This window comes from Clostridioides sp. ES-S-0006-03 (assembly GCF_020662275.1).
Lineage (GTDB): Bacteria > Bacillota > Clostridia > Peptostreptococcales > Peptostreptococcaceae > Clostridioides.
Map to the genome: position 1 here is coordinate 207412 of NZ_JADGMM010000005.1, position 24836 is coordinate 232247.

19 protein-coding genes and 1 other annotated feature are annotated in these 24836 nt (G+C 28.5%); of the genes, 15 read left to right on the top strand and 4 right to left on the bottom strand.

From position 1 onward, the window contains the following. Positions 1–2: 2 nt before the first annotated feature. From IR151_RS08960 to IR151_RS08975, 4 genes are all read right to left on the bottom strand, one after another. Positions 3–1100, bottom strand: coding sequence for an ABC transporter permease (locus IR151_RS08960; RefSeq protein ID WP_227434177.1), 1098 nt, complete (start codon positions 1098–1100; stop codon positions 3–5). Between the two features lie 13 nt (positions 1101–1113). Further along, complete coding sequence (locus IR151_RS08965; protein ID WP_227434178.1) at positions 1114–2049, bottom strand: ABC transporter ATP-binding protein; 936 nt, start codon at positions 2047–2049, stop codon at positions 1114–1116. Between the two features lie 187 nt (positions 2050–2236). Further along, entirely contained in the window at positions 2237–2881 is a 645-nt protein-coding gene (locus tag IR151_RS08970) for a response regulator transcription factor (protein WP_227434179.1), read from the bottom strand. Further along, on the bottom strand, positions 2874–4037 hold the full coding sequence (locus tag IR151_RS08975; protein ID WP_227434180.1) for a sensor histidine kinase: 1164 nt from the start codon (positions 4035–4037) through the stop codon (positions 2874–2876). Before IR151_RS08975 ends, IR151_RS08970 begins: the two co-directional genes overlap by 8 nt. Positions 4038–4221: 184 nt before the next feature. Here IR151_RS08975 and IR151_RS08980 point away from each other — a divergent pair, with 184 nt between their 5' ends. From IR151_RS08980 to IR151_RS09050, 15 genes are all read left to right on the top strand, one after another. Next, positions 4222–4566: a YraN family protein gene (locus IR151_RS08980; RefSeq protein WP_227434181.1), complete on the top strand. Its 345-nt coding sequence runs from the start codon at positions 4222–4224 to the stop codon at positions 4564–4566. 30 nt (positions 4567–4596) lie between these two features. After that, a complete protein-coding gene (locus IR151_RS08985; RefSeq protein WP_227434182.1) occupies positions 4597–6180 on the top strand; it encodes a YifB family Mg chelatase-like AAA ATPase in 1584 nt (527 codons plus the stop codon). A gap of 18 nt (positions 6181–6198) precedes the next feature. Further along, on the top strand, positions 6199–7299 hold the full coding sequence (gene dprA, locus IR151_RS08990; RefSeq protein WP_227434183.1) for a DNA-processing protein DprA: 1101 nt from the start codon (positions 6199–6201) through the stop codon (positions 7297–7299). Positions 7300–7331: 32 nt separating this feature from the next. After that, positions 7332–9419 carry a type I DNA topoisomerase gene (topA, locus tag IR151_RS08995; RefSeq protein WP_227434184.1) on the top strand — a complete coding sequence of 696 codons (2088 nt, stop codon included), beginning with the start codon at positions 7332–7334 and terminating at the stop codon, positions 9417–9419. Between the two features lie 163 nt (positions 9420–9582). Continuing rightward, on the top strand, positions 9583–10368 hold the full coding sequence (gene codY, locus IR151_RS09000; RefSeq protein ID WP_227434185.1) for a GTP-sensing pleiotropic transcriptional regulator CodY: 786 nt from the start codon (positions 9583–9585) through the stop codon (positions 10366–10368). A gap of 114 nt (positions 10369–10482) precedes the next feature. Continuing rightward, the gene (locus IR151_RS09005) at positions 10483–11748 is read left to right on the top strand and encodes a replication-associated recombination protein A (protein WP_227434186.1); all 1266 of its coding nucleotides are present in this window, start codon (positions 10483–10485) and stop codon (positions 11746–11748) included. A 30-nt stretch (positions 11749–11778) separates the two neighbouring features. Next, on the top strand, positions 11779–12549 hold the full coding sequence (locus tag IR151_RS09010) for a GNAT family N-acetyltransferase (protein WP_227434187.1): 771 nt from the start codon (positions 11779–11781) through the stop codon (positions 12547–12549). Between the two features lie 109 nt (positions 12550–12658). Then, positions 12659–13108, top strand: a complete 450-nt coding sequence (locus tag IR151_RS09015; protein ID WP_227434188.1) for an RrF2 family transcriptional regulator — start codon at positions 12659–12661, stop codon at positions 13106–13108. A 17-nt stretch (positions 13109–13125) separates the two neighbouring features. Continuing rightward, entirely contained in the window at positions 13126–14319 is a 1194-nt protein-coding gene (nifS, locus tag IR151_RS09020; RefSeq protein ID WP_227434189.1) for a cysteine desulfurase NifS, read from the top strand. A gap of 55 nt (positions 14320–14374) precedes the next feature. Further along, positions 14375–14815: a Fe-S cluster assembly scaffold protein NifU gene (nifU, locus tag IR151_RS09025; RefSeq protein ID WP_227434190.1), complete on the top strand. Its 441-nt coding sequence runs from the start codon at positions 14375–14377 to the stop codon at positions 14813–14815. 326 nt (positions 14816–15141) lie between these two features. After that, positions 15142–17985 carry a cell wall-binding repeat-containing protein gene (locus IR151_RS09030; protein WP_227434191.1) on the top strand — a complete coding sequence of 948 codons (2844 nt, stop codon included), beginning with the start codon at positions 15142–15144 and terminating at the stop codon, positions 17983–17985. Between the two features lie 142 nt (positions 17986–18127). Beyond that, positions 18128–19207 (top strand): tRNA 2-thiouridine(34) synthase MnmA, encoded by a 1080-nt coding sequence (gene mnmA, locus IR151_RS09035; protein ID WP_227434192.1) that lies wholly within the window; start codon positions 18128–18130, stop codon positions 19205–19207. A gap of 141 nt (positions 19208–19348) precedes the next feature. Next, positions 19349–19593, top strand: a binding site (T-box leader). Positions 19594–19660: 67 nt separating this feature from the next. Next, positions 19661–22300, top strand: a complete 2640-nt coding sequence (alaS, locus tag IR151_RS09040; RefSeq protein WP_227434193.1) for an alanine--tRNA ligase — start codon at positions 19661–19663, stop codon at positions 22298–22300. Positions 22301–22324: 24 nt separating this feature from the next. Continuing rightward, complete coding sequence (locus IR151_RS09045) at positions 22325–22582, top strand: IreB family regulatory phosphoprotein (RefSeq protein ID WP_003419418.1); 258 nt, start codon at positions 22325–22327, stop codon at positions 22580–22582. Between the two features lie 9 nt (positions 22583–22591). After that, positions 22592–24763 carry a hypothetical protein gene (locus IR151_RS09050; RefSeq protein ID WP_227434194.1) on the top strand — a complete coding sequence of 724 codons (2172 nt, stop codon included), beginning with the start codon at positions 22592–22594 and terminating at the stop codon, positions 24761–24763. Positions 24764–24836: the final 73 nt, after the last annotated feature.

The following is a 24836-nucleotide window of genomic DNA, read 5'->3' on the forward strand; positions in this document are numbered from 1 at the left end:
TATTAAATCTCCCTCCATTTATATTTTTCTTTTACAATAGAGAATATAATCAATATTGTAGAGGCAACTAAGCATGTTACAATTAAATTACTTATTGAACTTAAAGTATTGAAGCTTTCATAGTCACTATATAGAGCTCCTATCAAATAAGTTGGAGATAAACTAGTAAACTTAGTAAAAGTTTCACTTATCATGTTAAAAATACCTCCAAAAATTGTCTGTAAGAAAAGTAACATATAAACTATGAATGTACCATATTTTTTACTAAAAAAACTAGTTACAAAAATAGATATCGAAGTCATAAAATATGATGATAAAGCACATAGTAAGGTCAATATGGCAAGATTACCTTTAAATGTTATTCCTAGTATTCTAAAAAATAAAACATATAATAATAGAAATATAAATGAGTAAATCCATAAACCTACAAAGTCGTAAATTAAATACTGCACTCTAGTTATAGGCATAGAATAAAGTCTTTTTGAAAGCCCTTTTGATTCACTTATATAATTTGACAAAATATTATTCATTATGAAAATTATTACAAGGAATCCCAATGAAACTAAAGCAAAGTATTCATATGAGTTTTGTTCGATATCGCTTTTTATTATAGAAGTAGCAATAGAACTTTTATTAAACAACTTAGAAAAATCTTCTGAACTTAGTTTTTGAGAATTATTTAAATATAATTTTTCATGATAAGTATCTAATATGTTTTGAAGTAGTATTGCTAAGTCATCATTAGTTCCAAGTTTTTCTATATTTAAAGTATTTGATTTTTCATTTAGAATATTGTTTTCGTATCCCTTAGGTATTGTAAGTTTTAAATCTGCATCAGAATCATCTTTGTTTATTTTTAGTACAGAAGATAAATCACCTTTTAAAAAGTTTGTCAAATTACTTGATAACTTGGAACTATCTTTGTCATATACAACGATTGATATAGGTTCTGTTTTTATAGGATTTTGAAACATATCTCCTGTTACCATTCCAAGGAACCAAGCTAAAAGTAAAGGAAGAGCCAAGAAATATAGCAAACTAATCATGAAGGAACTTTTCAGACCTTTTAACATAGTTTTTACACTTATATATAATTTCATAAAATCACCCCCATTAGTCTCTTAAATTTTTACCTGTTAGATTTAAGAATACATCTTCTAAACTAGGTTCTTCATAAGATATACGTACTACTTTTGAATTGTTTTTATCAACAGCAGAAAGTGCATCTGTTAGCAGAAAGTTTTTATCTACATCTAATGCTATTACTGAAGTATTTTCTAAAACAGATATAACTCCTTTAGTATTTTTTAAATCAAATATAAGTTGAGCATTTATATTTTTTATTTCCATAATTAATTTTGTACTTGTAGATACTATTGATTTTAGATAATTATTATCCCCAAAAGCAACTTCTTTACCTTCATCCATAATAAAGATTTTAGAACAAAGATGTTCAACTTCTTCCATATAATGAGATGTATATATAATAGTAGTTTTTTGTTTTTCAGATATATCTTTTATAAAATTAAAAATGTGATTTCTTGATTGAGGGTCAACACCTACAGTTGGTTCATCTAATATTAATATTTTAGGGTGGTTTAAAAGTGCTATCCCAATATTTAATCTTCTTTGCATACCACCAGATAATTTTTTTACTTTTTTCTTTTTAACTTCAGCTAGACCTGTAACTTCCAAGGCCTCATTGATTCTATCTTGAAGTAACTTGCCCTTCAATCCATAGAAAGCTCCAAAGTATTCTAAGTTATCAAAAGGAGTTAGTGTTTCCATAATTGCTAATTCCTGTGGAACTAATCCTATTATAGATTTTGCACTCATAGGATCTGCCGACAAATCTATACCATTTATTTGAATATTACCACTATTTGGTAAAGTAAGATTGGTAATTATACTTATAAGTGTAGATTTACCAGCACCATTTGGACCAATAAGTCCAAATATTTCCCCTTCTTTAACAGAAAAGCTAATGTTATCAAGTGCTAACTTATCATTAAATCTTTTTGTTATATTATTTACTTTAACTATATCCATAAAAATCCCTCCCAAAATATTTTTGTGTAATTTAAAAATCTATAATATTATAATAAAGAATTAATAGGTGTATTTCTATTACTATAAGTCACTAAAAAAAGTGACTTAAGTCACTTTATAGTTTTATATTTATTATAAGTTAAGTTTTTTAAAATTTTGTTTATAGTTTAGCTTTTTTATTGACATATTATATTACAATTTTATTTTTGAAAGCAAATATAGCCAATTGAGTCCTATCTCTAAGTTCCAATTTACCTAAAATATTAGTTATATTATTTTTTATGGTACCCTCAGATAAAAATAATTCTTGACTTATTTCTTTATTACTAAGCCCATCTGCAATTAACTTAATTATGGATATTTCTTTTTCAGTTAAATTATATATATTAGAAATATGTTCGTGTTCGACAGTTTTTTCAACTGACATAATTTTTTCAATTACATTTTTGTCAAGTACAACATTGCCAAAAAATGAAGAGCGTATTCCCTCATGTAACACTTCATCAGAGCTGTCTTTTAAAAGGTAACCTGAAGCTCCAAATTTCATTGCATCCTTTATATATTCATCATCATTAAATGTAGTTAAAATTAATAGTGCTATTGACTCATCATATTCTTTTATAAGTCTTGTACCTAAAACACCATCACAAATATTCATTCTAATATCCATAAGAACAACATCTACCTCATTTGACTTACAAAATTCTAAAGCCTCATATCCATTAGAGGCATCTCCAATTATCTCCAAATCATCATAAGATGACAATATAATCTTAAGACCTTTCCTAATTAGTTTTTCATCATCAACTATAAGAACTTTGATTTTACTCAAAAAAATCACCCCCTAAAAATTTGGGAAAAGAAGCTCTAATTGTAAATCCATCATTGTGATTATCAAATTCAACTTTTCCATTTAGTTCATATATTCTTTCGCTAATACTGTTAATTCCATTTCCTTTTTTTATATTTTCACATCCTATACCATTATCACTAATCGTAACTATAAGATTTGAAGGATTAAATGTTATAAAAATTTTGATTTTACTTGCTTTTCCATGTCTTGATGCATTGGAAAGCGATTCTTGAATAAGTCTATATAAAGCTATAGACTGAGCTCTAGATAGGTTCCAAGTGTTTTTTGATATAGTTAGTCTTACATTAATATTTGTAAGCTTAATAAAGCTTTTAATTAGTTCTTTAATTTTAAATAAATTTTGATAATTTTCATATTCAATAGGTTTTAACTCAGATATAGCTCTTCTAACATCTTGAAAACTTTCATTTACGAATTCTCTGAGTTCATGTACTAAATCAGATACTTCTGGCTTATCAGTTAAGAGCTTTTCTATAGCACTTAGCTGTATTATTGTTGTAGAAAGAGAATGTCCAACACTATCATGTATTTCTCTAGATATTCGGTTTCTCTCTTTTAAAATGGCTAGTTCTTCTATAGAACTTGCATAAATTTCTAAATCAGAATTAGATTTTTTTAATTTATCTTTAGAAATTCTAAGTTTATCATAAAGATTTTGATTGTATAATTTAGATATATTTTCACTTTCTATATATATAGAAAGTATAGATATAATCAATAATATTGAACTTGATTCCAACGCTAGATACAAGTTTTTGTCTAAACTAATAATAAAAGAAGATACTATAATGAAAAATAATAATATGTATTTGTATTTTTCATTTATAAAAAATGATATGTCCAAAATTAAAGGAACAAAGTAAACTGAATTAAAAGTCTTTGTACAATTATATAATATGAAAATTAAAGCAAATTCTAAAAAATAAGAAATAAGTACAAGTCTACTATTATTTGATAAAGAAAAAAATCTGACTTGATTATTTATTATAATTAGAAATAATATTATTATGGTTATAACTGGATACAATATATTTTCAGTAGTGTTTAAAGAACTTACAAGTACTATAAATAGGGACAAATATCGTATAAAAGTAACTAATTTTTTTCTATTCATTAAAAGGACTCCTCCATAAAAATAAACTTTCCTTATGAAAACTAGGATAATATCATAAAAGAATAAAGTCAATAGAAGTATCTATTAATATTAATAGAAATAAAATCAATCTAAAAAATTTGAATAGTTAAATCGTATACTGACCATAATCAAAAAGTAAAAATTTAATGTATTGGAGTAAAAAATGAATAACAAAGAAAAAGGTGATTTTGGAGAAGAAGTAGCAATTAATTATTTATTGTCAAAAGGCGCAAAACTATTAGAAAAAAACTACAGATTAAAGATTGGAGAGGTCGATATAATAGTAAGGATAGATGATGAGATTGTATTTGTAGAAGTAAAATCAAGGTCTAGTTTAAGGTATGGTTATCCTTGTGAATCTGTAAATTTCAAGAAGAGAAAAAAGATAGTTGAGATTGCTAAATACTATATCACAAAAAATAATTTACATAATATTCCCATAAGATTTGATATTGTAGAAGTTTATTTATCAGAAAAAAGAGTAAATCACATAATGAATGCTTTTTAAGAAAGATAAAGGTTTGGAAAGGATTATTATATGTTAAGTATTATTAACTCAAGTAATTTAATAGGAATTGAAAGTTTTCTAGTAAAGGTTGAGGTGGATACAAGTAATGGTATACCTAGCTTTAATATTGTCGGTCTTCCAAGTAAGGAAATTAAAGAGGCGAGAGAGAGAGTTAAATCAGCTATTATAAATAGTGGATATAAATTTCCAAATACAAGAATTGTTGTAAATTTATCACCAGCAGATATAAAAAAAGAAGGTGCTTTTTTAGATTTATCAATAAGTATAGGTCTTTTAAGAGGGTTAATAGAAAAAGATGAAAATTATATAAGAGAAAGTATGTTTATAGGAGAATTATCACTAGATGGAAAAATAAGAAAAGTAAGAGGGATATTACCAATAATTATAGGTGCAAAAACCCAAAATATAAAGCGTATTTTTATACCAGTTGACAATATAAGAGAAAGTTTATTTATAGAAGAAATTGATATAATACCTATTAAAAGTTTAAAAGAATGTATAGGTTTTTTAAATGGAGAAATAAAAGTCGATAAAGAAAAAATAATGTCTTTTTTAAATGAAGAAATAGAAACAAATGGGAATTATACATATTGTAAATATCCTGAGTTTTATGATACAAAAGAAAGCAAACATGATGAAGATTTTAAGGATGTTAGAGGAAATTATTTTATAAAGAGAAGCGCAGAGATAGCCGCTGCTGGAAATCATAATATGCTTATGATTGGGCCTCCAGGTTCAGGTAAAACAATGATTGCAAAACGAGTAATAACAATTTTGCCAGATATAAGTATAGAAGAGATGGTAGAAGTAAGTAAGGTTTATAGTGTATTGGGTATGATAGATGAAAATAAAGGCATAATCGATAAGAGACCTTTTAGAGCGCCTCATCATACAACTACAAAGCAGTCTTTAATTGGTGGAGGAACAGATGCAAGACCTGGAGAAGTAGCACTAGCACATAGGGGGATTTTGTTTTTAGATGAAATCGCTGAATTTGATAGGAAAATACTTGAGACTTTGAGACAACCTATAGAAGATGGGTATGTAAATATATCTAGAGTAAAGTATAGTACAAAATATCCCTGTAGAGTATTACTAATTGCAGCTATGAATCCATGTCCATGTGGTTATTATATGTCAAATACAGAGTGTAGATGTAGGAGCAATGAAATTAATAAATACATAAATAAAATATCAGGACCATTATTAGATAGGTTTGATATTTTTGTAGAAGTAAATACTGTAAAATATGATGATTTAAATTCATCAAAACAAGAAGAAAGTTCTCAAAAAATAAAGACGAGAGTAGAAAATGCTAGAAAAATACAAATAAATAGATTTAAAGAAGATAATATAAAAAATAATAGTGAAATTAAGGCTTCTAATTTATTAAAATATTGTAAATTAGAAAAAGAAGCTTCAAAAATGGCTAAAGTAATATTTAATAAATATAATTTAAGTAGTAGAAGTTATACAAAACTTTTAAAGATGGCAAGAACAATAGCTGATTTAGAAGGAATAGAGTTGATAAATTCACAGTGTATTATAGAAGCTTTTTCATTTAGAAGAGCTTATTATAGCTATTTTAAATAAGTTTTTGAGGTGTATTTTATGGAGAAAAAAGATATCTATTTATGGTTAAAATCAATTAGTGGAATAACAACAAAAACAATTGAAATAATAGAAAATAATATAGTAAATATTGAAGATATATTTGATTTTTCTGAAAAAGAAATATATAATTTAAAAAATATAAGCTTGAATATTAGAAAAAATATAGTAAAATATAGAGGTCACGCTTATTTAGAAAATATAAAAGAACTACTTTACAAAAAAACAATTAAATATATTTGCCAATATGATGAAGAATATCCTGAAAATTTGAAGAATATATACAATGCTCCAAAGTTATTATTTTACAAAGGTGACATAAGTTTAGTTAATAATAATTTTAATATAGCTATAGTAGGTTCAAGAAAGCCTACAGCTTATGGAATTAATTGTGCAAAAACAATGAGTTGTCAATTGTCTCAATATGGAGTTAATATAGTAAGTGGATTAGCCATAGGAATAGATGCATATTCACATATAGGTTGTATGAATGGAAAATCTAAGACTATAGCGGTTCTTGGTTCAGGAGTAGACAACCCTCTTCCAAAACAAAATTTACATTTATCAAATAAAATATTAGAAAATGGGGGACTATTATTATCAGAGTATAATATTAACTCAACAGTAGCTCCATATCATTTTTCTAATAGAAATAGAATTATTAGTGGATTAAGTGATGGAGTAGTGGTTGTAGAAGCAGCAATACGAAGTGGTGCATTAATAACAGTAGAGTTTGCTCTTGAACATGGAAAAAATGTTTTTGCAGTACCTGGTAATATAAATTCTCAAATGAGTAGAGGATGTCATAAAATTATAAAAGAAGGTGCGAAATTAATTGAAAATATAGATGATATTTTGAATGAGTATAACATATTTAATATTATCAATAAAAAAATAAATCAAAAATATGATAATATAAGTTTAAATGCCAAGTCTAAGCAAATAATTGAAGCTATAAAAAGAGAAGGAAGCTTGCATATAGATAGTATTTGTGATTATACTGGTATAGAAATAAAGTATGTAAATTCAATAATCAATGAATTAGTACTAAATGAGTTAGTAATAGAGATGAATAATAAAACGTACAGTTTAAATGTATAAATTAAGATTAGGTAGTGGGGGTGTGTGGTTTTATGGCCAAAACATTAGTCATCGTAGAATCGCCTGCAAAAGCTAAGACCATAGAAAAATTTTTAGGTAAAAGTCATTATACAGTAAAAGCATCAGTTGGTCATGTTAGAGATTTACCTAAAAGTAAATTAGGTGTAGATATAGAAAACAATTTTGAACCTCAATATATAAATATACGAGGAAAAGGCGATGTAATAAAGGAATTAAAAAAAGAAGCTAAAAAATCTAAACAAGTGTATCTAGCAACTGACCCTGATAGAGAAGGTGAAGCTATATCATGGCATTTAGCTCATATACTAAATTTAGATGAATCTGATGATTGTAGAATTGAGTTTAATGAAATAACTAAAGATGCAATTAAAAAAGCAATTAAGCATCCTAGAAATATTGATATAAACTTAGTAGATGCACAACAAGCTAGAAGAGTATTGGATAGACTTTTAGGATATCAAATAAGCCCTATATTATGGCAAAAGGTTAGAAAAGGTCTTAGTGCAGGTAGAGTACAATCAGTAACAACAAAATTAATTTGTGATAGAGAAAAAGAGATAAAAGCGTTTATTCCAAAAGAATATTGGACAATAGATGTTGAAGCAAAGACAGCAAAAGATAAAGATATAACTTTAAAATTTTATGGCAAGAACGATGAAAAAATTGAATTAGAAAATGAAGATGCTGTTAATGAAATACTAAAAGAAATGGAAGGAAAGGATTTAAAAGTTGAAAAGATAGAATCTAAATCAAGACGTAAATCAGCTCCAAAACCATTTACAACAAGTATGCTTCAACAAGAAGGTGCAAATAAGTTGTTTTTTACTACTAAAAAAACAATGATGATAGCGCAAGAACTATATGAAGGTATAGATATAGAAGGTGAAGGCACTGTTGGTCTTATATCATATATAAGAACTGATTCTAAGAGAATATCTGATGAAGCAAAAGAAAAAGCTAAGAATTATATAATAAGTGACTTAGGTGAAAATTATTATAAAAACCCTGTAGAAAAAAAAGAAAAACCAGACACTAAAAAGGTTCAAGATGCACATGAGGCAATAAGACCAACTTCCGTTGATAGAACTCCTGATAGCATAAAAGCTTCATTGAGTAAAGACCAATATAAGCTGTATAATTTAATTTGGAGAAGATTTATAGCAAGTCAAATGGAGGATTCAGTATTCGATATACTAAATGTAGAATGTAAGGCTGGAGATATTGTATTTAAAGCCACTGGTTCAAAAATGAAATTTGATGGATATACTAAGGTATACAATTTTTCAGAAAGAGAAGATAAGATTCTACCAAGTATAGAAAAAGGAGATATATTAAGTATAGAAAATATATTGCCAGACCAACATTTTACACAACCACCAGCAAGATATACAGAAGCCAGTTTGGTAAAAACATTGGAAGAACTGGGAATTGGTAGACCAAGTACGTATGCTCCAACAATAGCTACTATATTAAATAGAGAATATGTTGAAAAGCAAGGCACAAGTCTATGCCCAACAGAACTTGGAATAATAGTTACTGATATTTTAGAAAATAATTTTCATAAATTTATAGATGTAGATTTTACTGCTGATATGGAAAGTAAGCTTGATGTCATAGAAGAGGGAAATACAGATTGGAAAGAAATTGTATCTGAAGCATATGCACCACTTAAAGAAGCCATTGAAGAAGCACTTGAGAATATAGAAAAAATAAATATGGATGAAGAAACTGATGAAATCTGTGAAAACTGTGGCTCTAATATGGTTATAAAATATGGTAGGTTTGGAAAGTTTATGGCTTGTAAAAACTATCCTGATTGCAAAACGACTAGACCAATTATGAATAAAATTGGTGTTAAATGTCCAAAATGTGAAGAAGGAGAAATTATCCTTAGAAAATCCAAAAGAGGGAAAGCTTTTTATGGATGTTCTAATTATCCAAACTGTGACTTTGTAGCTTGGAATAAGCCAACAGGAGAGTTTTGTGAAAAGTGTGGTTCATATATGGTTGAAAAAGTGACTAAATCTGAAACGAAAACAGTATGCTCCAATAAAGAATGTAACAAAGAGTCAAAAGAGCATAATGACGGAAAAGAGTGAAAATTGAAAAAAATCACATAATTATCTTGAAAAAGGTTCCAAACTATGATAATCTTTCAAGTGTGAACAACTAATATAAAAATAAATTTTCATTAAAAGTGAGAATAATATTAGAAAATATAAAGGTTATTAAAAGGCCTAAATTTCATGAGGAGATGATTAAATGGCAAGTGAAGTATTACAAAAAACAAGAAAAATAAATAAAACATTACAAACAAGTGGTGGAAGCAGTGTCTCTTTTGATTTACTGGCCGGAGCATTAGGAGATGTATTAAATTCTAATGTTTATGTAGTAAGTGCAAAAGGTAAAGTTCTAGGGCTTCATTTAAATGATATTGAAGATAGCTCAGTTATAGAAGACGAATATACTAAGCAAAAAAAATTCTCAGAAGAATATACTCAAAACTTATTAAAAATTGATGAGACACTAGAAAACTTAAATGGTGAGAAGATATTAGAGATTTTCCCTGAAGAACAAGGAAGATTACAAAAATATACTACTGTAGTACCAATATTAGGAAGTGGACAAAGACTTGGAACATTAGTACTTTCAAGATATTCAATGTCATTTAATGATGATGATTTAGTGATAGCTGAATACAGTGCAACTGTTGTTGGTCTTGAGATATTAAGAGCAATAGGTGAAGAATTAGAAGAAGAAATGAGAAAAAAAGCTGTAGTTCAAATGGCAATAGGCACTCTGTCCTACTCCGAGCTTGAAGCAGTTGAACATATTTTTGCTGAATTAGACGGTAAAGAAGGCTTACTTGTAGCAAGTAAAATAGCTGATAGAGTTGGTATAACTAGGTCAGTTATAGTAAATGCACTTAGAAAATTTGAAAGTGCAGGTGTGATAGAATCAAGATCATTAGGTATGAAAGGAACTCATATAAGAATACTTAATGATAAACTTACAGATGAATTAAAAAAATTAAAAAACAATCAATAATCTAAATTTTATAGATTGTGATTAGAAAAGGTATCTATTTCAAATAGATACCTTTTTTAGACGGATTATTGGGATAATAATCATGAAATATTTTTTTTGAATAGGAGTGGGAATATGCCTTTAGCAGATAAAATAAGACCAAAAACAATGAATGATGTAATAGGTCAAAGTCATATAATTGGTAATGGAAAAATATTGTCTAAGATATTACAGACTAATTTTTTGCCAAATATGATATTTTTTGGTCCACCAGGTGTTGGAAAAACTACTGTAGCAGAAATTGTCGCAGAAAAAAGCAATAAAAATTTTTATAAAATAAATGCCACTAATTCATCACTAGAAGATATAAAAAAAGTAATAGCAGAACTTGGAAGTATAAATAATATAAATGGGGTTTTACTATATATAGATGAGATACAAAGTTTTAATAAAAAACAACAGCAGTCGATATTAGAATTTATGGAAAATGGTAGTATAACTTTGATTGCTAGTACTACAGAAAATCCATATCATTATGTATATAAAGCTCTTCTAAGTAGAGCGACTATATTTGAATTTAAGCCTTTAGAAAAATTAGATATAGAAAAAGGCTTAAGAAGGGCAATTGAAGTTTTAAATGAAGATAGTTATATGGATATTGAATGTAATAATGATGCTATTGAGGATATAGCTATTATCTCTGATGGAGATATGAGAAGGGCTTTAAATGCTTTAGAATTAGTAGTTTATTCAACTAAACCAAATAAAGATAACATAATCTATATAGATTCAGATGTAGTAAAAAAATCTACATTTAATAAAATTATAAACTATGATAAAAATGGTGATAGTCATTATGATATTTTAAGTGCATTTCAAAAATCTATAAGGGGAAGTGACCCGCAGGCATCCATACACTATTTAGCAAGACTTATAAAAGGTGGAGATTTAATCAGTATCTGTAGGAGACTTTTAGTAATAGCTAGTGAAGATATAGGTTTAGCTTATCCAAATGCAGTTGTTATTGTAAAAGCCTGTGTAGATTCCGCTATGCAGCTTGGATTTCCTGAAGCAAAAATACCATTAGCAGAAGCTACTGTTCTTTTAGCTACATCACCAAAATCTAATTCTGCATGTATGGCAATAATGAAAGCATTAGATGAATTAGATAGAGAGTTTGTTAAAGACATACCAAACAGTATAAAAGATGCTCATTATTCTGGTTCTAAAGATATAGGTAGAGGATGTGGATATAAATATCCTCATAACTTTAAAAATCATTATGTAAAACAACAGTATTTGCCAGATAGCATAAAAGATAGTATTTACTACATACCACAAGAAAACAAAACTGAGAAAAATATAAAGAAATATCTAGAATATTTGGATAGCGATTTTTAAGTTGAATTTTATGTATCGGGGGTAGATATTATGATTATAAAGCTTAACTCAAGTTATCATAGTAGAGTTATGAAATATTTAAAAAAAGAACCTGAGTACAATTTATTTATAATAGGGGATATTGAAAGATATGGATATGGAAATAACTTTTTAAATTTATGGGCAGATATAGGTTTAAATGGTGAAATCAGAGCAGTACTACTTAAATATTTTGAATTTATGATGTTTTATTCAGATGGAGAGTACGATGTTGAAGGCTTTTATGAATTGCTTTGTGACACTGATTACGAAGAAATTTCTGGAAAAATAAGTGCTGTAGATGCTTTAGCAAAGCGATTAGGGCTTGATAATTTAAAAATAGTTGATTTTTGTAAGCTTCGAACTAAAAAATTTTTAGTTGACAATCATTGTAATGAAAAGGTAAAGAGAATTAGACTTGGAAATCTAAAGAAAACAGTTAGGCTTTATGATTTGATAGATGAATTCCACAGTACAACTTTAGATAGTTTAAAAAATGGTTTAAGAACAGGTAGAGGATATTGTATAGAGATTAACAAAGAAGTAGTATCAATGGCAAAGAGTACATCAGAAAACAGGACTCATGCAATGATAATTGGAGTAGGTACACATCCTAAATATAGAGCTAGAGGGCTTGCTACAAAATGTTTAATTAAACTATGTTCAGAACTTTTAAGAGAGAATAAAATGCCTTGTTTGTTTTATGATAATGAAGAAGCTGGAAAGATATATAAAAAATTAGGATTTGAAAACATTGGAAAATGGGGGATTTATTCAAAATAAAAAAATTAAAATTAATCTTGACAAAATTAGTAGGGTATAATAAAATTATGTTGAAAGTAATTCCTACTAAAACAGTATGAATTAGATTTCTATATAGAGGTGATAATGTATGAAGTTGTCTACTAAAGGTAGATATGGACTAAAGGCAATGTTTGAATTAGCACTAAATCAAGATAATGGACCAGTGTCATTAAAATTTATTGCTAAAAAGCAAAAAATATCGGACCAGTACTTAGAACAAATATTTTCATCTTTAAAAAAATCGGGTCTAGTAAAAAGTGTAAGAGGTGCTCAAGGAGGATATTTGCTTTCAAAGAATGCTGAAGACATAACAGTGGGAGATATACTTGTAGTATTGGAAGGTCCAGTTGCATTATCTGACTGTGTACTAGATGAAGATGTCTGTGAAAACTCAAACATGTGTGTAACAAAAATAGTTTGGGAAAAGATGAAAAAGGGTATAGAAGATGTTATAGATTCAATTACTCTTAAAGATATGATAAATGACTATAACAAAAATAAATTAGAAAATGATATAACAAATATAACTAAAAAATAGATTTGGAGATGAATGTAATGGAAAAAAGAAGATTGTATATGGATTATTCTGCAACAACACCTGTTAAAAAAGAAGTATTAGATGCAATGATGCCATACCTAACAGATTATTTTGGCAATGCATCTAGTTTTCACACATTCGGAAGAGAAGCAAAAGATGCTTTAGATAAAGCAAGAGAACAAGTAGCAGCCCTTATAAATGCTGAACCTAGTGAAATATATTTTACAGCGGGTGGTTCAGAAAGTGACAACTGGACATTAGAGGGTGTAGCTTATGCTAATAAAAATAAAGGTAATCATATAATAACTTCAAAAATAGAACACCATGCAATACTTCATACATGTGAATACTTAGAAAAACATCATGGATTTGAAATAACTTATTTAGATGTTGATAGCGAAGGAAAAATTGATTTAAAACAATTAGAAGATTCAATAAAAGATACTACTATACTAATAAGTATAATGTTTGCAAATAATGAAATAGGAACTATACAACCTATTAAAGAAATATCTGAAATAGCTAAAAAACACAGTATATTATTCCATACTGATGCAGTACAAGCTTCAGGTAATATTCCAGTAGATGTTAAAGAATTAGAAATAGATTTAATGAGTATGTCTTCACATAAAATATATGGACCAAAAGGTGTTGGAGCTTTATACATAAGAAAAGGTGTAAGACTTCATAACTTTGTCCATGGTGGAGCACAAGAAAAAAGTAAAAGAGCAGGTACAGAAAATATACCTGCAATAGTTGGATATGGAAAAGCAGCAGAATTAGCTAAAGCAAATATGCAAAACCATGTTGAGACTTTAACTCGTCTTAGAAATAAGTTAATAGATGGTGTTTTAGAAAGAATACCTTATACAAGAATAAATGGTAGTTTAGAAAATAGATTACCAGGAAATGCAAACTTTGCATTCCAATTTATAGAAGGTGAAGGAATACTTTTACTACTAGATATGTTAGGAATTGCTGGTTCAAGTGGTTCTGCATGTACTTCTGGTTCATTAGACCCTTCACATGTATTACTTGCAATAGGTTTACCACATGAAATAGCACATGGTTCATTGAGACTTACAGTTGGAGATTTTACAACGGATGATGATATAGATTATATATTAGAAAATTTACCAAAAGTTATAGAAAGACTTAGAAGTATGTCACCACTTTACGATGATGCAAAGAAACAAGGATTAGTAAAATAGACAAAATAGATAAGACATAAAAAATAGGCATAAATTAATGTAGGAGGAAAAAATAATGCAATATAGTGATAAAGTTATGGAACATTTTATGAACCCAAGAAATATGGGAGAAATTGAAGGTGCAAGTGGTGTAGGTGAAGTTGGAAATCCTACATGTGGAGATATAATGAAGATATTTTTAGACATAGAAGGAGACATAATAAAAGATGTTAAGTTTAAAACATTTGGCTGTGGTTCAGCTATAGCAAGTTCTTCTATGGCAACTGAAATGATAAAAGGAAAGACTATAAAAGATGCATTAGACCTTACAAATAAAGCTGTTGCTGAAGCTTTGGATGGTTTACCACCAGTAAAAATGCACTGTTCAGTTTTAGCAGAACAAGCTGTAAAAGCAGCACTTATAGACTATGCTAAAAAGAATAATATCCATATACCAGAATTAGATGGATATGTTATAGATGATGCTCATGACCATGATATTGAGGAAGAAGAATAAAATAAGGAATAATTTTCCAAAAAAAGTTTAAAATCATTTTAAAAAAGTGTATAATGGTATAGTAAGATGAAAAATAGCCGTTTTAAAGAAAACGGCTATTTTTTATTGTTAAAACTGCCATTCTAGCCCGTTTTGGAAATTAATGAAATAATAAAAAAATATACACATCCATAATATTTAAACATTAAAAAATATAAAAAATCTCAGCAAATCAATCGTTTACGAGGATTTCATATAAAAATATATTTTCAGAAATTTTTACTTAAAAATGCTATTTTCTTTAAAAAGGCACATTTCAACTAAATACAATATTAGGGGGAACAGTTATGAAAATACCAAAGAGGATAGCAGCAATACTTACTATATCATTAGTAGTTAGCAGTGCGACAACAGGCATATCAAGTGCTCAAACAAACAGTGATACACTTAAAGGTTCAGGTAGATGGGAAACTGCCATACAAATAAGTAAAAAAGGATGGGATACATCTAAAAATGTGATATTAGTTAATGATAATACTATAGTAGACGCATTGACTGCAACTCCTTTTGCTGGTTCTAAGAATGCACCAATTCTTTTGACACAAAACAATAAATTAGATGATAGAACTAAAGCAGAAATAATAAGGTTAAAAGCAGAAAAAGTATATTTAATAGGCGGGACAAAAACTTTAGGTTCAGAGGTAGAGACACAATTAAAATCATTAAAAATTGATACAGAAAGAATCTCAGGAAATGATAGATATCAAACTTCTTTAGAAATAGCTAAAAAATTAGATGAGTCTCTTGTAAGAAAAGCAAGTAGTAATATTTCAGAGATAGTTGTAGTTAATGGAGAAAAAGGTCTTGCTGACGCAGTAAGTGTAGGAGCTGCGGCTGCTCAAAATAAAATGCCAATAATTCTTTCTAGTCCAGAAGATGGAATAAAACAATCAAATCAATTTATAAAAGATAAAGGTATAAAAACATCTTATGTAATAGGAGGAGTGCAGTCGATTTCAGAAGCTACAAAAAGCACTTTACCTAGTCCTAAGAGATTATCAGGAAAAGATAGAAATGAAACTAATGCGGCTGTTATAAGTGGATTATATGGTTCAAAAGAGTTGAAAAATGCATATATAACAAAAGATGGTATGAATAAACAAGGAGATCTTATAGATTCATTAGCAGTAGGTTCATTGGCAGCAAAAAATAATTCACCAGTAGTTTTAGTTGGAAATAAATTAAATAAAGAACAAGAAAAAGTATTAAATACTAAAAGCTTAAAAACAGTTACACAGGTTGGTGGTTCAGGCAATGAGAATGCTTTTTCTGAGATAAAAAAATCACAATCTACAACAACATATGAAGTTAAAAATATAGAAGAGTTAAAAATAGCTTTAGATAAAGCTGATGCAAATGATGTTATAAATATTAAGCCATCAGGAACTATGTCAAATGATTTATCATTGAGTACTAATAATTCAATTTCTGTAAATTTAAATGGTACATATACAGGTACGATAGTAGTAACTGCTCCAAATGCAGATATAGTAAATAAAGGTACAATAAATAAAGTTTTGGTTAAGGATAGTAAAGGTGGAACAATAATAAATGAAAGTAGAGCAAAAATAGAAAAAGTAGAAATACAAAATAATTCTAGCAATGTTGTAGTTAAAAACAACGGAAAAATAACAAACATAAAAAATGATGCTACAGGAACAAATATAAAAAATGAAGGAACAATAACTGACAAAGTAGAAGGTTCTCAGACTCCAAGTGTAGATGGCACTAAACCAGGTGGAAGTTCATCTGGAGGCTCTTCATCAAGTGGAGGAAGTTCAAGTGGTGGTTCATCTGTAAAAGATAAATTGATAACATCAATAACAGCACTTGATAATTCAATAAAAGTACAAAATGTAGAAAATGGAACAGAATTAAGTAAGTTAAACTTACCAAAAGAGTTATCAGCAACTGTGTCTGGAGTGGCTAATACAAAAGTAGGTGTAACTTGGAAAAGTACACCAGAATATGCTAGCCAAGTAGCAGGAAAGTATATATTTAGTGCAAGTCTATCAAGTGGATATAAGCTATCAGAAGGAGTATCACTTCCAACTATTACAGTAACGGTAGCTGAACCTGCTAAAGTGGAGACAATAAAGATTACTGATACTGATACATTAGAAGAAGCACTTGCTTTACAAGAAGATGGTCAAGTGTGGGAAATAAGTGGAAAAATAGATGTTAAAAAGCCAGTTGTTATAGATAAAAAAATAGTTATAAATGGTAGTAATAATGCTGAATTGAAAAAAGCTGTAGAATTTACTGATACTAAACCAGGGTACGAAAATATAGTAACAATAGACAGAAAAGATGGTGTAAAAATAAACAATCTAAAAGTAACAGGTTTAGATTCAGACAAATTAAATAAATCAGGAATGCATGTTTATTTATCACGAAATGTTGAATTAAACAATGTAACTTTAAATAATAATAAGGGGGCAGGTTTAATAGTAAATGGTTCATCAGTAATAGCTTCAAATCTTGTAACAAGTGGAAACGGATGGTATGGAGTCAATGTAGAATATGTAAAAGCTGATGGAATTGTAAATGAAACTAATGCAAGTCTAGATTTAATAGGTGATTGTAAGATAAGTGAATATACTCCAATAAAAACTGATAACTATGATAAAGATAAAGTGATTGTTAATGGATATGGAGATTGTACATTATTACAAGATTCAAAAACTGCTACCTGGGGTAAAGCTTCTATAACTATAAATGAAAATAATGATATAGCTAATATAACGAAAGAAAATAAAATAGATGAGGGTGAAAATGGTAGTATACCTAAGTTTGAAAGTGTAGATGGTAGAACGCTTGTAGATATTACACTAAATAAAGGTAAAAATGATTATAATAATGTAAGAGTTCAAATAAAAGCGGAAGAAGATTCAGAAAATTTAGATGGAATACAACTAATTGCTAAGGATAGCAATGGAAACTGGTTTAACATAGTAAAAACAGGATGGGGACCAATGGAAGGTTTTCCATTGCAAGGTGCAACAACAAAAGTTTATCTAGTTGGAAATAAAGAAGGTACTTATAAGGTGAAAATAGAACTAGTTGATGTTAGTAATTCTAATAATATAATAACAGAAACAACAGCGTCAGTAGTGGTAGTTAATAAATAAAAAATTACCCTTAAATCTTTTAAAATTACCTAATAATATTATTTTTTTTAGAAAATAGAGCAAGCTATATTTTAAATAAATACAATGCTTGCTCTATATGGTATAATAATAAGTAATGCAAAAGATGAGGTGAAATTTGTTTATGAATAAAAAAGTAATGATAGGTATGAGTGGAGGAGTAGATAGTTCTGTAGCTGCATATCTTTTAAAACAGCAAGGATACGACGTCATTGGTGTTACTATGAAATTATGGCAAGACGATGACGAAGTTGAAAATGAAGGTGGTTGTTGCTCTTTATCAGCAGTTGAAGATGCTAGAAGAGTAGCAAATAAAATAGGAATACCATTTTATGTTCTTAATTTTAGAGAAGTATTTAAAGAAAAAGTAATAGATTATTTTATAGATGAATATTTAGAAGGAAAAACTCCTAATCCTTGTATAGCTTGTAATAAACATATAAAATTTGACGATTTTTATAAAAGAGCTAGACAAATAGGATGTGATTATGTGGCTACAGGTCACTATGCAAAAATAGAAAAAGATGAAGATACAGGAAGATATTTATTAAAAAAATCTGTTACAGATAAAAAAGACCAGACTTATGCACTTTATAATCTTACACAAGAACAATTAAAACATACACTACTACCAATAGGTGATTATGAAAAGGATAGAGTAAGAGAAATTGCTAAAGAAATGGGAATGGCAGTCCATAATAAACCCGATAGTCAAGAAATTTGTTTTGTTAAAGATAATGACTATGCAAATTATGTAAAAAAACATTCTGAAAAGCGTATTGAAGAAGGTTTTTTTGTAGATACTAAAGGAAATATACTTGGAAAACATAAAGGGATACTATACTATACAATAGGACAAAGAAAAGGTCTTGGAATTACTTTTGGCAAACCAATGTTTGTAGTAGATATAAATCCAATAAATAATACTATTGTCCTTGGAGACAACGAAGAATTATTTAAAAAAGAACTTATTGCAAAAGATGTTAACTTTATATCAATAGACAAACTAGAAGAGCCATTAAGAGTTCAAGCAAAAATAAGATACTCTGCAAAACCATCACCAGCTACTATTTATAATGTTGGAGAAAATACTATTAAAATAGTATTTGATGAAGCTCAAAGAGCTATTACAAAAGGTCAATCTGTTGTAATGTACGATGGAGATATTGTAGTAGGCGGAGGAATAATAGAGAAAAGTTTATAAAAATATCTAAGAAACTTATAAAATAAGTAATATAGTCTATAAATCTAAAACAAAGTTTATAAAATAAATTTATTGTATATGAAAATATAGTATTGATTAATTTTGTAAAATTTAGTAATATAATTATTATATTAATTAAAAACAAATACAGTGATAAGGAATAGTAAAGTATTTGATGTCTTACAGAGAGAGGGAACATGCTGAAAGCCCTTAGAATAAAATATTTGAAGCAGCCTTTTAGTAGCAATTTTGAACAATGTACTTTGAATTAACAAGGTAGATTTAAGTAGAGATTGACGGTAGTTACGTTATAGCTAAGGTTTTCCGAAGATATCATAATTTTTTATGATAATTAGGGTGGTACCGCGATTGTCCTCGCCCCTATAAATTTATTTATAGGGACGAGGTTTTTTATTTAAACGAAAAAATATAATTTATTAGGAGGAACATAATATGGAAAAGATGGGACTAAACGAGATAAGAAGTAAGTTTTTAGAATTTTTTGAGTCAAAAGGTCACTATGTAGCAGATAGCTATTCTTTAGTACCAAACAATGACAAGAGTTTATTGCTTATAAACTCAGGTATGGCACCTTTAAAAAATTATTTTTCAGGTGTAGAAGTACCTCCAAGTTTAAGAATGTGTACATCTCAAAAATGTATAAGAACTGGAGATATAGAAAATGTAGGTATAACTGCAAGACATGCCACTTTTTTTGAAATGATGGGTAACTTCTCATTTGGAGATTACTTTAAAAGAGAATCAATTAAATGGGGATGGGAATTTGTCACAGAATGGCTAAGTATCCCAGAAGATAAAATATGGGTAACTGTATATGAAGAAGATGACGATTCTTATGATATATGGGCAAAAGAAATGAATTTTCCAGAAGAAAGAATGGTTAGACTTGGTAAAGATGATAACTTCTGGGAGATAGGTACAGGTCCTTGTGGTCCTTGTTCAGAAATATATTTTGATAGAGGAGAAGAATATGGATGTGATAATCCAGACTGTAAACCAGGCTGTGATTGTGACAGATACCTAGAATTCTGGAACCATGTATTTACTCAGTTTGATAGAGATGAAGAAGGAAACTATAGTTTATTAGAAAGTAAAAATATAGATACAGGTATGGGCCTTGAAAGAATGGGATGTATCATGCAAGGTGTGGACACTATCTTTGAAGTAGATACTATTAAGTCTATATTGGAAGCTGTTGAAAAGTTAACAGGAGTAAAATATGGAGTAAATCCAAAAAATGATATATCAATAAGAATAATAACTGACCATATAAGAGCTGTGACATTCTTAGTTAGTGATGGAGTACTTCCATCAAATGAGGGAAGAGGCTATGTTCTTAGAAGACTTCTTAGACGTGCTGCTCGTCATGGTAAACTATTAGGTGTAAAAGAATTATTCTTACAAAAACTGATAGATGAAGTTATAAAGGTAAATGATAAAGCATATCCAGTTTTAGTTGAAAAAGAAAGTTATATTAAAAAAGTTGTTGGAATAGAAGAAGAAAAATTCAATGAAACTATAGACCAAGGAACAGAAATATTGAACTCATATATAGAAGCATTAAAGAATGAAGGAAAAACTGTTTTAAGTGGTCAAGAAGCCTTTAAACTGTATGATACTTATGGATTCCCTATAGACTTAACTAAAGAAATTTTGGAAGAAGAACATTTATCTGTAGATGAAGAGTCTTTCAATGAAGAAATGGAAAAACAAAAAGAAAGAGCTAGAAATGCTAGAGGAAATATGGATGGAGAAAGTTGGAAGGAAGACCCTCTATCAAAATTAGAGTCTACTATAGATAGTATGTTTAATGGATATAGTGAATTATATGGCGAAGGAATTATTGAAGCTATAGTTAAAGAGGATGAATTAGTTCAAAATGCAAAAGAAGGTGATAAAGTATCTATAGTACTAGACAATACTACTTTCTATCCTGAAGGTGGAGGACAAGTTGGTGATTGTGGATTAATAACCAACGAAAATTTAGTAGTGGAAGTATTAAATACTAAAAAAGGTGCTAATAATAGTATAAAACATATAGGTATAATAAAATCAGGAAAAATAAGTAATGGAGATAAAGTAAAGACATTAGTAGATAGAGATGTTAGAATGTCTGCTGCAAGAAATCATAGTGCTACACATTTACTTCATAAAGCACTAAAAGAAGTATTAGGAGAGCATGTTAATCAAGCTGGTTCTTTAGTTACTCCAGATAGATTAAGATTTGATATTACTCACTTTGAAGCTATATCAAATGAAGAATTAAAAGTTATAGAAGAAAAAGTAAATAATGTTATTTTATCATCTTTAGACATAAAATGTGATATTATGAATATAAAAGAAGCAAAAGAAAAAGGAGCTACAGCACTATTTGGTGAAAAATATGGTGATGAAGTAAGAGTAGTTTCTATGGGAGATTATTCTACAGAACTTTGTGGAGGAACTCACTTGACAAATACTTCTCAGATAGGAATGTTTAAAATATTGTCTGAAGGTGGAGTAGCAGCAGGAGTAAGAAGAATAGAAGCAATAACAGGAAAAGCTGTTTATGAATACTTAAAAGAAAAAGAAGGAATTATATCTGAAGTTTGTGTAAATTTAAAATCTAAAGAAGATAATTTAATTCAAAGAATAAGTTCTTTATTAGAAGAAAATAAAAATTTATCTAAAGAATTACATGATATAAAGACTAAAATGAGTTTACAATCAGCTGATTCTATTTTTGATTCTAAGCTTGAAGTAAATGGAGTTAACTTAATAACTAATAAATTTGAAGGTATGGATATGGATACACTAAGAGAAACAGCAGATAATTTAAGAGATAAGCTTGGCTCTGGTGTAGTAGTATTGGCAAATGTAGTAGATGATAAAGTTAACTTTGTAGTTACTGCTACTAAAGATGTGTTAGATAAAGGAATACATTCAGGGAATATAGTTAGAGAAGTTGCAAAAATAGCTGGAGGAAAAGGTGGAGGAAGACCTAATATGGCACAAGCAGGAGCTAGTGACATATCTAAGGTTGACCAAGCTCTAAGCTATGCAAGTGAGGTTATTAAGACACAAGTTAAATAACATTCACTTAAGGAGGTTTTTAGTTTGGAAAAAGATTTAGACTACACTATGAAATTTGAAGGAATACCAGAAGATAGAATGAGTGTGGGAGATACGATAGATTTTGTATATAAAGCACTAGTTGAAAAAGGATATAACCCTATAAATCAAATTATAGGGTATCTCCTTTCTGGCGATTCTAGTTATATAACTAGTCATAAAAATGCAAGAGCTATAATTAAAAAATTTGAAAGAGATGAGATACTTGAAGAAGTAATCACGCACTATCTGAATAGAAAGTAGGTCAAATAAATGAGAAAAAAGATTATGTCATTGTTGGCAGTAGTTATTATGATTTTTGTATCAACTGCTAGCTACAGTTCTGCTGAAGAAAAGGGCAAAGTCATATTTATTGATATGAATAGGACCAATCTTGGAAGTATGTTGAAGGTTCCAATCTTAAAGAGTGAGCTAGAAAAGAGAGGTCATATAGCTCTTATGAATATAAGAGGGGATCAAGGTACTGATGATAGAAGGTCTTATGCTAGTATGGGTGCAGGAGTAAGAGCTGATGTAACTACTGAAGACTATATCAATTTTCAAAAAGTAGACCAAGATACTGCTAAAACTTTTGAAGTTGCAACAGGTCAAAAAGCTAAAGAGATAAATAATTTAAGTATTAATAGGTCAATAAATGAAAATCTAGAGTATGGAGAATATGGAGCAACCTTAGGTTCATTGGGAAAAACTTTATCAGAAAATGGACTAAAAACATCCGTAATTGGAAATGCTGATATAATTGAAAATAACCAATTGGTTAAAAATAGAAATTTATGTTTAGTTGCTATGGATCAATATGGAAGAATTGATTCTGGGAATATTGATGATATTAACAAAAAAGATTCTAAGATGCCGTTTGGAATAGTTACAGACTACGATAAGTTATTAGATGAAACTAAAAAGTCTTATAAAAATAGTGATGCTATATTTGTAGAGCTTGGAGATACATATAGATTAGATATGTATAGATTGAATTTAAATGATAATACTTATGCTGCAATGAAGAAAAATATTGTAAAAAATATAGATAAATACCTTAAAGAAGTATTTTCTATGGTTGGAGAAAATGATACTGTTTATGTATCAAGTGCTTTTCCAAGTGATTTAGATTATAAAAATAAGAGAAGACTTTCTCCAATAATAAAATTTAGTGGAGAAGGAAAGGGTCTATTGGAATCTGCTACAACAAGAAAAGCTGGTATTGTTGCAAACTTAGATGTTGGAGTGGACATATTAAATGAGTTTGGTCTTAAAAATGATGAAATGGTGGGTAGAAGTTATACTTTGGTTGACAAAGAAGATAATGCTAGTTACCTAAAATCACTTTATAAAAAGATAGTATCTATATCATCTATAAGGTCAAGTATCATAAATGGATTTGTAGGTGTAATATCTGCTTCTTGGGTAATTGCAATGTTTGCAATATTCTTTAGAAATTACATGCCACATAAAGAGCGTGTATTCAAAGTACTTAAGGAGTTTATAAAATTGGGTATAATAATGCCTCTGTCATTTATGTTGGCTCCTTTGATGAATTTTAAGACCCCAATTACAATATCTTTGGGAATATTTGTAACTACACTAGTGTTATACTTATTAGGTCGAAAGTTATTTAAAGACAATGATATAAAACATATGGGATTTTTTGCAACACTGACTATTTTAATAATAGTCATAGATTCTGTATTTGGAACATACTTAATGCAAAATAATATAATGAGTTATGATGCTGTTATTGGTGCCAGATACTATGGTGTAGGAAATGAGTATGAAGGTGTAACCATAGCAAGTGCAGTATTTGGTTTAGCAGTTTTATTACATTACAAGAAGGTTTCTAAGCCACTTGTTGTAATATTTTCATTAATAATACTTATAACTAGCGCATATCCTTCTATGGGGGCAAATGTTGGTGGAGCAATATCAGAATGTGTAGCATATTTGTTGTTTATAATGCTTATATATGATGCTAAACTAGATATTAAAAAAGTTGCACTATTAGCTATTTCAGCTGTGGTTGTTGTTTGTGCATTTGCAGCTCTAGATATAATCTCAGGTAGTGAATCTCACTTAGGAATGTTTGTACAAAGAATTTTCTTAAATGGACCAGGAGAGATATTGCAGACATTTGGAAGAAAAATTCAAATGAATATGCAATTAGCACAGACAAGTGTATGGGTAAATATTTTACTTGTGGGAATTGCTGTGATTGCAGTACTTATATTTAAACCATCTAGACACTTTAGAAAGATAATGAATAATTTTCCAATTTTGTTTAAAGGATTCATTGCATCTATGGTTGGTTGTATAATTACTCTTTTAGTTAATGACTCTGGTATAGTTGCTGCATCTACAGCATCTATATATATACTTATACCACTTATAATAATAAGCATAAACATGATAATATTTGAAAAAAATAACTAAAAATTTTTTAATGTATATATGCTTTGAATAAAAAGTTGCAATATGATTATTAATGTAAACCAAACAGCTTACA

Bases quoted from the DNA above. Each gene is read 5' to 3' on its own strand.
- IR151_RS08985 (WP_227434182.1), top strand. From the start codon at position 4,597: ATGTTAAGTATTATTAACTCAAGTAATTTAATAGGAATTGAAAGTTTT.
- IR151_RS09050 (WP_227434194.1), top strand. From the start codon at position 22,592: ATGAGAAAAAAGATTATGTCATTGTTGGCAGTAGTTATTATGATTTTT.
- IR151_RS08980 (WP_227434181.1), top strand. From the start codon at position 4,222: ATGAATAACAAAGAAAAAGGTGATTTTGGAGAAGAAGTAGCAATTAAT.
- mnmA (WP_227434192.1), top strand. From the start codon at position 18,128: ATGAATAAAAAAGTAATGATAGGTATGAGTGGAGGAGTAGATAGTTCT.
- IR151_RS09030 (WP_227434191.1), top strand. From the start codon at position 15,142: ATGAAAATACCAAAGAGGATAGCAGCAATACTTACTATATCATTAGTA.
- IR151_RS08965 (WP_227434178.1), bottom strand. From the start codon at position 2,049: ATGGATATAGTTAAAGTAAATAATATAACAAAAAGATTTAATGATAAG.
- IR151_RS09005 (WP_227434186.1), top strand. From the start codon at position 10,483: ATGCCTTTAGCAGATAAAATAAGACCAAAAACAATGAATGATGTAATA.
- IR151_RS08975 (WP_227434180.1), bottom strand. From the start codon at position 4,037: ATGAATAGAAAAAAATTAGTTACTTTTATACGATATTTGTCCCTATTT.
- IR151_RS08960 (WP_227434177.1), bottom strand. From the start codon at position 1,100: ATGAAATTATATATAAGTGTAAAAACTATGTTAAAAGGTCTGAAAAGT.
- nifU (WP_227434190.1), top strand. From the start codon at position 14,375: ATGCAATATAGTGATAAAGTTATGGAACATTTTATGAACCCAAGAAAT.
- IR151_RS09010 (WP_227434187.1), top strand. From the start codon at position 11,779: ATGATTATAAAGCTTAACTCAAGTTATCATAGTAGAGTTATGAAATAT.
- dprA (WP_227434183.1), top strand. From the start codon at position 6,199: ATGGAGAAAAAAGATATCTATTTATGGTTAAAATCAATTAGTGGAATA.
- alaS (WP_227434193.1), top strand. From the start codon at position 19,661: ATGGAAAAGATGGGACTAAACGAGATAAGAAGTAAGTTTTTAGAATTT.
- topA (WP_227434184.1), top strand. From the start codon at position 7,332: ATGGCCAAAACATTAGTCATCGTAGAATCGCCTGCAAAAGCTAAGACC.
- nifS (WP_227434189.1), top strand. From the start codon at position 13,126: ATGGAAAAAAGAAGATTGTATATGGATTATTCTGCAACAACACCTGTT.
- IR151_RS09015 (WP_227434188.1), top strand. From the start codon at position 12,659: ATGAAGTTGTCTACTAAAGGTAGATATGGACTAAAGGCAATGTTTGAA.
- codY (WP_227434185.1), top strand. From the start codon at position 9,583: ATGGCAAGTGAAGTATTACAAAAAACAAGAAAAATAAATAAAACATTA.